The 9,197-nt window shown below is 35.1% G+C and carries 7 protein-coding genes; 2 read left to right on the forward strand and 5 right to left on the reverse strand.

Features of this window, described 5'->3' with window-relative positions:
- Positions 1 to 122: 122 nt before the first annotated feature.
- Positions 123 to 1,091, forward strand: coding sequence for a diacylglycerol/lipid kinase family protein (locus AC1WHX_RS08075; protein ID WP_122337546.1), 969 nt, complete (start codon positions 123 to 125; stop codon positions 1,089 to 1,091).
- A gap of 5 nt (positions 1,092 to 1,096) precedes the next feature.
- Here AC1WHX_RS08075 and AC1WHX_RS08080 read toward each other — a convergent pair whose 3' ends face one another.
- Positions 1,097 to 1,615, reverse strand: a complete 519-nt coding sequence (locus tag AC1WHX_RS08080; protein WP_122337545.1) for an NUDIX hydrolase — start codon at positions 1,613 to 1,615, stop codon at positions 1,097 to 1,099.
- Positions 1,605 to 3,698, reverse strand: a complete 2,094-nt coding sequence (locus AC1WHX_RS08085) for a DNA topoisomerase 3 (RefSeq protein ID WP_122337544.1) — start codon at positions 3,696 to 3,698, stop codon at positions 1,605 to 1,607. The genes AC1WHX_RS08080 and AC1WHX_RS08085 overlap by 11 nt, the downstream gene beginning before the upstream one ends.
- Positions 3,699 to 3,811: 113 nt before the next feature.
- On the opposite strand from AC1WHX_RS08085, the gene AC1WHX_RS08090 reads away from it, so the two are divergent.
- The gene (locus AC1WHX_RS08090) at positions 3,812 to 5,386 is read left to right on the forward strand and encodes a hypothetical protein (protein ID WP_481229123.1); all 1,575 of its coding nucleotides are present in this window, start codon (positions 3,812 to 3,814) and stop codon (positions 5,384 to 5,386) included.
- On the opposite strand, the gene AC1WHX_RS08095 is transcribed toward AC1WHX_RS08090, so the two are convergent.
- The 3 genes from AC1WHX_RS08095 to AC1WHX_RS08105 form a co-directional block, all read right to left on the reverse strand.
- A complete protein-coding gene (locus AC1WHX_RS08095; protein WP_481229124.1) occupies positions 5,334 to 7,019 on the reverse strand; it encodes a hypothetical protein in 1,686 nt (561 codons plus the stop codon). The genes AC1WHX_RS08090 and AC1WHX_RS08095 overlap by 53 nt on opposite strands.
- Before the next feature lie 182 nt (positions 7,020 to 7,201).
- Complete coding sequence (locus AC1WHX_RS08100) at positions 7,202 to 8,914, reverse strand: ArnT family glycosyltransferase (protein ID WP_022391178.1); 1,713 nt, start codon at positions 8,912 to 8,914, stop codon at positions 7,202 to 7,204.
- 23 nt (positions 8,915 to 8,937) lie between these two features.
- On the reverse strand, positions 8,938 to 9,197 hold a 260-nt coding region (locus AC1WHX_RS08105; protein ID WP_481229125.1), incomplete at its 5' end, for a GtrA family protein.

A 9,197-nucleotide genomic window follows, 5' to 3' on the forward strand; every position in this document is an offset into this window, starting at 1 on the left:
CTATTTGTTTTGGTCTAAAATAACAGATTTTTTAGTATTTAAAACCCTTGTTGGGAATTATCGTTTTTACAGATTGGATTTAAATGGTTACATTTGTATAGTAAATAGTATAATTTTTATCTATGGGCACTCGAAAACGTCTGTTGGCTATTATAAATCCGATATCAGGAACTCACTCAAAAGTAAATATTCCTGAAACTATAAAAGCGACATTGGATGACAGTAAATTTGATATTCAGATCAAATTTACTGAATATGCCGGGCATGCTACTGTTTTGACGAGAGAGGCCGTAGCTGAAAAAACAGATTATGTACTTTCTGTAGGTGGAGACGGTACTTGTAATGAAATAGCAAAGGCTCTTATCCATTCCGATACGGCTTTAGGAATTATTCCTATCGGATCGGGTAACGGTTTGGCTCGTCATTTGGGAATTCCTATCGATGTCGTACGCGCATTAAAGATCGTCAATGAGAATAGAACTGTAGCTTTGGACTACTGCAAAGCTAATGATAAAGTATTTTTCTGTACTTGTGGTGTCGGTTTCGATGCTTGGGTAAGTATGAAGTTTGCGGAAGATAAGCATAGGGGAGGACTTACCTATTTGAGAAAAGCTGTTACTGAGTATATGAAATATAAAACCGAGACTTATCGTTTGGAAAGTAAAGACGGATCGGTTAAAGAAAAAGCATTTTTGATAGCATGTGGTAATGCTTCCCAATATGGAAATAACGCATATATTGCTCCACGTGCCAATATGCAGGATGGAAAGTTGGATGTTACGATCATACGACCTTTTACTCCATTTGATATAGGGCCGTTAGCAGTTCAATTGTTTACTAAACTTATAGACCGGAATAGTAATATTAAAACATTCGAAACAGAGTCTATATCTATCATTCGGGAAAAACCGGGAATCATGCATATAGATGGAGAACCGATAATGATGGATGCCCGTATAGATGTGAGCTGTATTCCGGGAGGATTGAAAGCCCTTGTTCCTGAAGAGAATAATAAAAAATCACTGATAGAGCCTATACAATCTGTATTCTGGGATGTTGTCGATACGATAAAAACGGAGTTGAATATTTAATCCCGTTATAAAAGACCTTTTAAATAGCTTTGTAATCGTTGAAATTCGATTTCAAAATTGGGTGTAAATATTTGCTTCCCTATATTTTGTTCAATTTCGTCAATGCTCCAAAAACGACCGGTTTCTACTTCATCTTTATCGGGAACTATCAGTCCGTCATATATAGTGTAGTAAGAATATACCATTTCCTTTTCTATCTCAGATTCAAAGATATATGAAAACGAAAAAGTCGGAGAGAAGTCCGTAATGCTCAGTTCTTCCCGAGTCTCGCGAAACAAAGCGTCTTCAACACTCTCACCGTAATCAACGTGTCCTCCGACTGCCGTATCCCATTTTCCCGGTTGAATATCTTTGTTCATAGCTCTTTTCTGGAGGTATAAATTTCCGTATTTATTAAAGATTTGTAGATGAATTACCGGATGTAAGAGTTTACTTCCGTTATGACATTCTTTACGAGTCGCTTTCCCTATTGTATGGCCTTGTTCGTCTATTATCGGAAATAGTTCTGTAGAATTATTCTTCATTTCGTTCTGTATTATATTTTTCTACAACCTTTTGAAGTTCCTCAGTCGAAATATCCGGTGGGCAATCAGAAAAATTAATTCTGAATGTACAGCCGTTTTTCCAGTTAGAACATCCGTATGCAGACTTACCTTTCAATATTTTCCCTTGCTTGCATATTGGACAAATTATTTCATTTATTTTCGATTCAAGTCTTTGATTCTTTATTTCTTTTTTTGCCGGATTCGCATTTTTGCTTTTCTTTTTCGTATCTGTTTTTTTTGCTTTATTCGTTTCTATTTTTTCCGTATCTTGAATAGTAATGCTTCTATTGACAGAGTCATTTCTGACATGGTTAACGATTTGAGTAACCATTATTTTAAGTTCGTCTAAAAAATTTCGGGCATTATATTCACTACGCTCTATTTTTCTTAGTTTATTTTCCCATATACCCGTCAATTCGGCTGATTTTAGCAGTTCGTCCTGTATTGTTTGTATCAATTCTATACCGGTAGATGTCGGAATGAGATTTTTACGCTCTTTCCGGATATAATTCCGTTTAAAAAGTGTCTCTATTATTGCAGCACGAGTGGATGGCCGTCCTATGCCGTTTTCTTTCAGAGCATCGCGTAATTCATCGTCATCGACTAATTTCCCGGCAGTTTCCATTGCTCGTAGCAAGGTAGCTTCGGTATATAATTTGGGGGGCTGTGTCCATTTTTCTGTTAAAGATGGTTCGTGCGGCCCGCTTTCTCCTTTTATAAAGTCAGGCAGAACTTTTTCTTCTTCATTTTCTTTTTCCGGATCTTTATCTTTTTCAAAAACGGTCCTCCAGCCGGGTTCTATAACTTGTTTCCCTGTTGTCTTGAATTCGACATTATTGACTTTTCCCAAAACAGTTGTTGTTGCGATTTTACAATCCGGATAAAATACTGCGATAAAACGACGAGCAACTAAATCATATACCTTCCGTTCATTATCCGTAAGATTATTTGGTCGTACGTTTGTCGGGATAATTGCGTGATGATCTGTTACTTTTGAATTGTCAAAAACTTTTTTAGGTTTGGGCAGTTTTCCTTTTTGTAAAGGGGGTATTAACGGTTCATAAATCGAATTAAAGGCTATGGCTTGCAGTATTCCGGGAACTTTAGGATAAATATCGTCACTTAAAAATGTGGTATCTACACGAGGATAGGTTGTTACTTTCTTTTCATACAAAGATTGTATCAATTTGAGTGTATCTTCTGCCGAAAATGCAAATTTCTTATTGCATTCTACTTGTAGAGATGTCAAATCAAAAAGTCGGGGAGGAGCTTCTTTCCCTTGTTTCTTGGAAACATCGGTTACTTCAAACGGGATTCCCAGAACTTCTTGCAAAAAAGACTCTCCTTCTTCTACCGTCTGAAAACGGCCTTTCGTAACAGAAAAGACGGTTTCTCTATATATTGTTTTGAGTTCCCAATAGGGTTGCGACACGAAATTATCAATTTCGAGCTGACGGTTGACGATCAAAGCTAAAGTAGGAGTCTGTACACGCCCTATTGATAAAACTTGTTTATTTTGGCCATATTTTAATGTATATAAACGGGTGGCGTTCATTCCCAATAACCAGTCTCCGATAGCTCTTGATAATCCGGCTTCATATAAAGTATTGAAATCTTCTTGTTTTTTCAAATTTTCAAAACCTTCCCGTATAGACTCTTCGGTAAGAGAGGATATCCATAGCCTATATACCGGACATTTGCAGCCGGCTTTTTGCATTACCCAACGTTGTATAAGTTCCCCTTCCTGTCCTGCATCACCGCAATTGATAACAGCCTCAGCTTTGGACATAAGAGTTTCGATAATACCGAACTGTTTCTCAATGCCTTTATCCTGAATCAGTTTTATACCAAATCGTTGAGGTATCATCGGAAGACTCCATAAAGACCACGATTTCCATTGTGGAGCGTATTCGTGAGGCTCTTTCAATGTACAAAGATGACCGAATGTCCATGTAACCTGATATCCGTTCCCTTCATAATATCCGTCATGTCTGGTTTTTGCTCCTACGATGTCGGCAATTTCTTTTGCGACACTCGGTTTTTCGGCAATACAAACTTTCATTCGTTTACTGATTCGATTTTCTTTACAAATGTAAGATTTTAATTTTAATGCAGAAAAGAGCTTTCGTCGATAATCTTATATTATATTTGTAAATCATTTGATGAAGAATGATTATGCAAAGAATAAACTTCAAGAAATTTAATTCGGTCGGTTATTTTTGTTTAGGGGCATCAGCAGTTTATTGCCTGATATTTATCATTTATTCGTTTTATTGGTTGATTTCTCCTTATCCGAACGAATATCGGGAGTTTGCTAATATTGACATTACCCGTATGTTCCTCGAGGGAAAGAATCCGTATGATACGGTTAATATACCTCCTTTTTTTTATGTCTATGGATTTGTCGTGCCGTTATTGACATCTTGGTTATATTCCCTTATTAGTTTTATTCATATAGATCTGTTGTTGTTTCAACGTCTTATCGCTTTATCCGGCACTGTACTATGCGGTTGGATATCAGCAAAGGAGGTAAAAAATCAGACAAACTCGATTGTGTATGCCTTTCTTGCATTTTCGATAACTTTGATTGTCGGATGGAGCATGGGACTTTGTGTAGCCTTACCTAATACGTTAGGAGTTTTTGTTATGTTATTGACCTTATACAAAGCTAAAAGAATAAAAACTATCAAAGATATTTGCGGGGTATCATTTCTAACCATATTGTCATTTTTTATAAAACAGTATTTTGTAATTGTCTGTGTGCCTGTATTTATATGGTTGTTATTCCGATCTAAAAAACAGGCTTTATATTATGTCTTGTTTTCGATTTTTTGTTTCATTTGTGCGGCAAGTTTTATAAACTATTTATATCCTGCTTTTTTTTCGATAGCCATTGTTCATCATTTAGCTATCGCATCACATAGTTTGTCTCATTTGATAAAGCAATTGGCTGTAACTGGATTGTTTTATTTTCCGTTGCTTTTACTTTTTTTGCTGGTAGTGTATAATCGGTATAAGAATATATCCGGGAAGATCATAATATCTTTTAATTTAGGGAAAGATCGGAATAGTCCATTAATAAAGTTGTCCGAAATGCCCGATATTTATGCTATATCCGTTTGTGTATATTTTATCGTTATACTTCGATTGGGAATGCATGAGGGAGCATATATGACTTATATCTACCAATTGTTTATACCGGTTTTAGCTATTTACACGCTATCTGGTATTGATGTATTGAAAAAAGATAAATTAAAGAATGTTGTTCTTATAGGAACTGTTTTATTTTCGTTATACCATATCGGTCTTTTTATTAATATTCCGAGAGAAATGAATAATCGGGAAAAATCTGAATGGGAAAGTATTTATAAGATTTTAGATACAGACAAAACTCAAGGAGTACAGATTTACTCCCCGTTATTGGCAAAATATGCGTGGGATAATCAACTCCCTGTTTGGAACAACGGACAAACGGAATATATTTCTACTTTACAGAATAGTAGTGCTGTAAGTCATATTTTCCCGGAAGCGAATAAAATAGCGTTAAAGAATAAAGACTGGCAGCTGCAACTTCATCAACAAATTTCGACTTTTCAAATACCTGTCATTATTACGGATAATCTTTCGTTTTTGACCTCTTCTTTTTTAAAACAGGCCGGATATTGCATAACAGACTCCGTTTCATTGAAAGCCGGAACTACTCCAAATTACACTGTTTATCGTTGGATACCGTGTCAGGTACGAAATTGATGTTGATTTCGTTCATGAATTGTTTTAAGAAAGGTTGTCCTATGTAGAATGTATATGTGTCGAATTCTTTCGATGTTAATTTCCTTTTCATTGCATTCAAACGAGGAATAAATTTTCTGGTATATAATAAATCGAGAGTGATTCCCGGATTCAGACCTAATTGACTCGTATATATGTCGTATGTTTTTTGTGTATTCAGTTTTTCTCTTATTAATATTTGTTCTGATGCGTATTTATGGTTGAATTCATACATTCTGGATGCAAAATTTTTAAAGTTTACAGTATCGCTTAGATTCTTTAAATTCATAGAAAAGACGATTAACTCTTTTTCTTCCGGAGTTAATTTTACTCCGATATTCGCAAAAGAATCGATGAGGTCTGAAGATGAAATCTTTCGAGTGGCAAGAAGAGGATTCGACAGCTCTAATCTGTTGATAAATAATTTGTAGTCGGCAGCGAGAAGAGAATTTTCGTTATTTAGGGGTAGAGTTTTAAGAAATTGATAATACTCTTGCGGAATTTCTTGATTTGGAAACTTACGAGTATGATAAGTCTCATAATCAAGCAGCATACGGGCATAGGCGTAATCTGAATTTAGTAAAGCTATTTCCGCAGTCTTGCTTGAGATATTATTTTTTTTCAACCACTCTTTTAGTCTCTCTCGTTGTTGATGATATTCTCTTGTATATTTTTCTTTGAAAAGGATAGGAGATAACGTTAATATATCTGTTGCTAACTCTTGTATATCATTATGAAATGATACACGGATATTCCTAAGCTCATAGTTCGTTTGAGCTAAGTTACCGTAATATTTTGCATAATTATCTTGTTTTTCGAGGTCTTCTATATTTCTAACAGGTGTAGTAAGACGATCCATTTCTGTCTCGACTAAGAGAGTATCTCCCGGTTCTATATAAAAATTGATATATCCTTTTGGGAAAAATAAAGTTTGTTGTACAGGGTAATATAGTTGTAATGTTGTTGTAAAGTTTCCAAGACTATCGATATTTACGGGAATTGTTCTCTGCTCTTTAGTTATTACGTTATCTAAATAAATCGATCCGTTTCCGAATCGAAGTCTTGGATGATAGCCGTTGATATGGCCTTTTAATACCGCAATATTCTTTTTTAAGATATTATTGAGTTTTACTGTATCTTGCTGTGAAATATTTTTATGAAATAATGCCGTTTGGATTGTATCTTTACCGGAAGATACAGAAGCGTCTTGTAAGTTTATATTGATGATTCGTATTGGGGAGTCTCCCGATCTTTCACATAAATCTATTGTTTTTATTTCTTTTGACAGAGCAGGGAAATCTATGCTGATATTGGCTTTTCCTTGTTCCGATACTTGAAATTTGCGATTAAAGTCAGTTCCGTCTATCTCGATAGCTTTCCACTCTTGCTTATCTGTCGGAGAGATAATATATAAGTCGGAATGAATGATCATCCATTGGCCGGGAATGTGATTGCACGTGGCATAAATACGAGTTAAATCATCTCTTATTTCTATGCTGTCTATGTTGAAAGTTATCGTATTCCTCGCTTCAAAAGACGGTTTTCGAATAATTTTTGCTATACCGGGAACAAATTGGATAAATAAAAACAGAAGTGTAATAATGGTGATGCGCATAAAAACAATGTTAGTAATAAATAAAAGCTATTTATTACTAACAATAATATCTCATGATGGTTCATTCTAAGAGCTTGCCTAAATTTCGCTTGGGTCAGATCTGAGAGTTTCTTTTGGGGAAATAGGCCGGAAGAAAATGCGAAGATGACCTGATAATATATTCTAACTGGCTATTAGACAGATTATTTTATTTTCTCAAATTGGTATATATGAATAATGTCTTTTACATCATTCCCTTTACGGGGACTTTTTAATATATCGGTAAATTTATATTTGTCGGAATATTTACCGGCAATATGAGGATAGTCTTTTTCTCCCACCAACAAATATCCTTCTTCCGGTTGTTCTTTTTCAAATTCGACAACTCTGTTGTCATTGTAGAAATTGATAATGAAGAAACGCATCATCGGAGCTCCGACATAAGAGTATATTTTCCCTTCAGGAATAAGCTCTTCTACTTGTTGTGCAAAAGGACGCATTGATTTGGCATTAAGTATTGTCGGTAAAATCGTGGCATCTAAAAGGATTTGCAACCAAAAGAATAGTGCTACTACCGAATATAGATAGCGGTTATTTAAAGATAATTCTCGTTTATTCTTATATACTTGATAAAGAACTATTATTAAAATTATTACACATCCGACACTGACGAAATCCCATGAGGAATGGAATGCGTCGATGTAGTAGATTATATCTTCTGGAAAGTTACCCGAGTTTGTCAGATACGGTAATACCCATCCGGATTTAAGAACTATGAATATGATAAGTACCAGACCCGTCAAGATAGATAAGAATATACCGAATGCTCTCCAAACTTTTTGATGCTTTTTTAGTAGGTAAAGCATATATTCTGCAAGAAAGAATGCAAGGAAAGGATAAATCGGCAATAAATATACAGACCGTTTACTTTTAGGAATACAATAGAAAACGAAAATTACCGCGAAGGCAAGAAATGTAAAAAGCCTTATGGGGTCTGTGTTCTTAACGGCAGATTTTAATTTGTTCCACCATGTCTTAACAGAAAGATTGGGGGAAGAATATTTTAGAGCAAAAAGAGAGAATAGTACTAATATCGACCAAGGAATAAAACCAGCAATAGTTGTATAAATGTAATAAATAATAGGTTGCTCATGGGATTCGTATGACATCTTGCCTAAAAATCTTCCGAAATTTTCTTCCATAACCAAATTTATAAATTCACTGCCACCTTGTTGATAAGCTAAATAATACCAAATAGCAGGTAATATGCATGATATTAAGGCTGTAATCAAAAGTTTATAGAAAAGCTTCCAGAAATTTTCGTTTCGTAGCAACAAATATGCTCCGGTAACGGCACACGGAAGAATAATTCCTACAGGCCCTTTGGTCAAGGTTGCAGCACCCATAAACAACGTTGCAATTAGAGGAATTCCTTTTAGATTTTTCTCTGTCCATTGATATAGTTGGAATAGTGCTAATATGATAAACAAGGCCAGTACCATATCAACACGAGAAGCCATAGCTGCCCGATGAATCTCAAATGCAGACAAGAATAGCAAAGAAGTCAAAAATGCAAGGTTGTTATTCGTCCTTTTGGCATAAAATAAGAATGTAAACAATGCAATAATAATTGCTGATAAAGCTGACGGAAATCTGGAGGTAAATTCTGTCACTTCTCCTGCCAAAAATGACGTTACGGCAATTGCCCAATGGAACATGGGTGGTTTGTAAGCCATATCTCCGCCATTATTTTCGGGTAATATCCAATTTCCACTATCTAACATTGAAACAGCAACAATGGCTTCTCGGGGTTCTCCTTTTGTATGAAAATCTGTCAGACCGATAAAAGGGATAAGAGTTAAAATACTGATTGTTATCAATAGTATTCCGAGTGTCGATTTAGAGTCAAGTTTCATGTTATATATTTTTATTTAAACTCTTATTGTTTAGTTTTAAATGTAATAAACTTATTCAATATATAATTGGATATTGTATAAACTATCATTGCCGGAATTTGAGCCCAGTTTGCATTGATTTTGCAATATTCAACTAATGTTCGAAAGCATACGAACTGGATTCCGTAACAGAGTACGAAAATAAGAAAAAAATAGATTGCTTCACGGATAATATTCCCTCCGTTTTTTCGGAACACCCATAATTTGTTCCAAAAAAAACTGTTGATAAGTCCCGCTATATAAG

This window comes from Coprobacter sp. (genome assembly GCF_982436375.1).

Coding starts and splice junctions, on each gene's coding strand:
- AC1WHX_RS08080 (WP_122337545.1), bottom strand. CDS start 1,615: ATGAAGAATAATTCTACAGAACTATTTCCGATAATAGACGAACAAGGC.
- AC1WHX_RS08095 (WP_481229124.1), bottom strand. CDS start 7,019: ATGCGCATCACCATTATTACACTTCTGTTTTTATTTATCCAATTTGTT.
- AC1WHX_RS08100 (WP_022391178.1), bottom strand. CDS start 8,914: ATGAAACTTGACTCTAAATCGACACTCGGAATACTATTGATAACAATC.
- AC1WHX_RS08090 (WP_481229123.1), top strand. CDS start 3,812: ATGCAAAGAATAAACTTCAAGAAATTTAATTCGGTCGGTTATTTTTGT.
- AC1WHX_RS08085 (WP_122337544.1), bottom strand. CDS start 3,698: ATGAAAGTTTGTATTGCCGAAAAACCGAGTGTCGCAAAAGAAATTGCC.
- AC1WHX_RS08075 (WP_122337546.1), top strand. CDS start 123: ATGGGCACTCGAAAACGTCTGTTGGCTATTATAAATCCGATATCAGGA.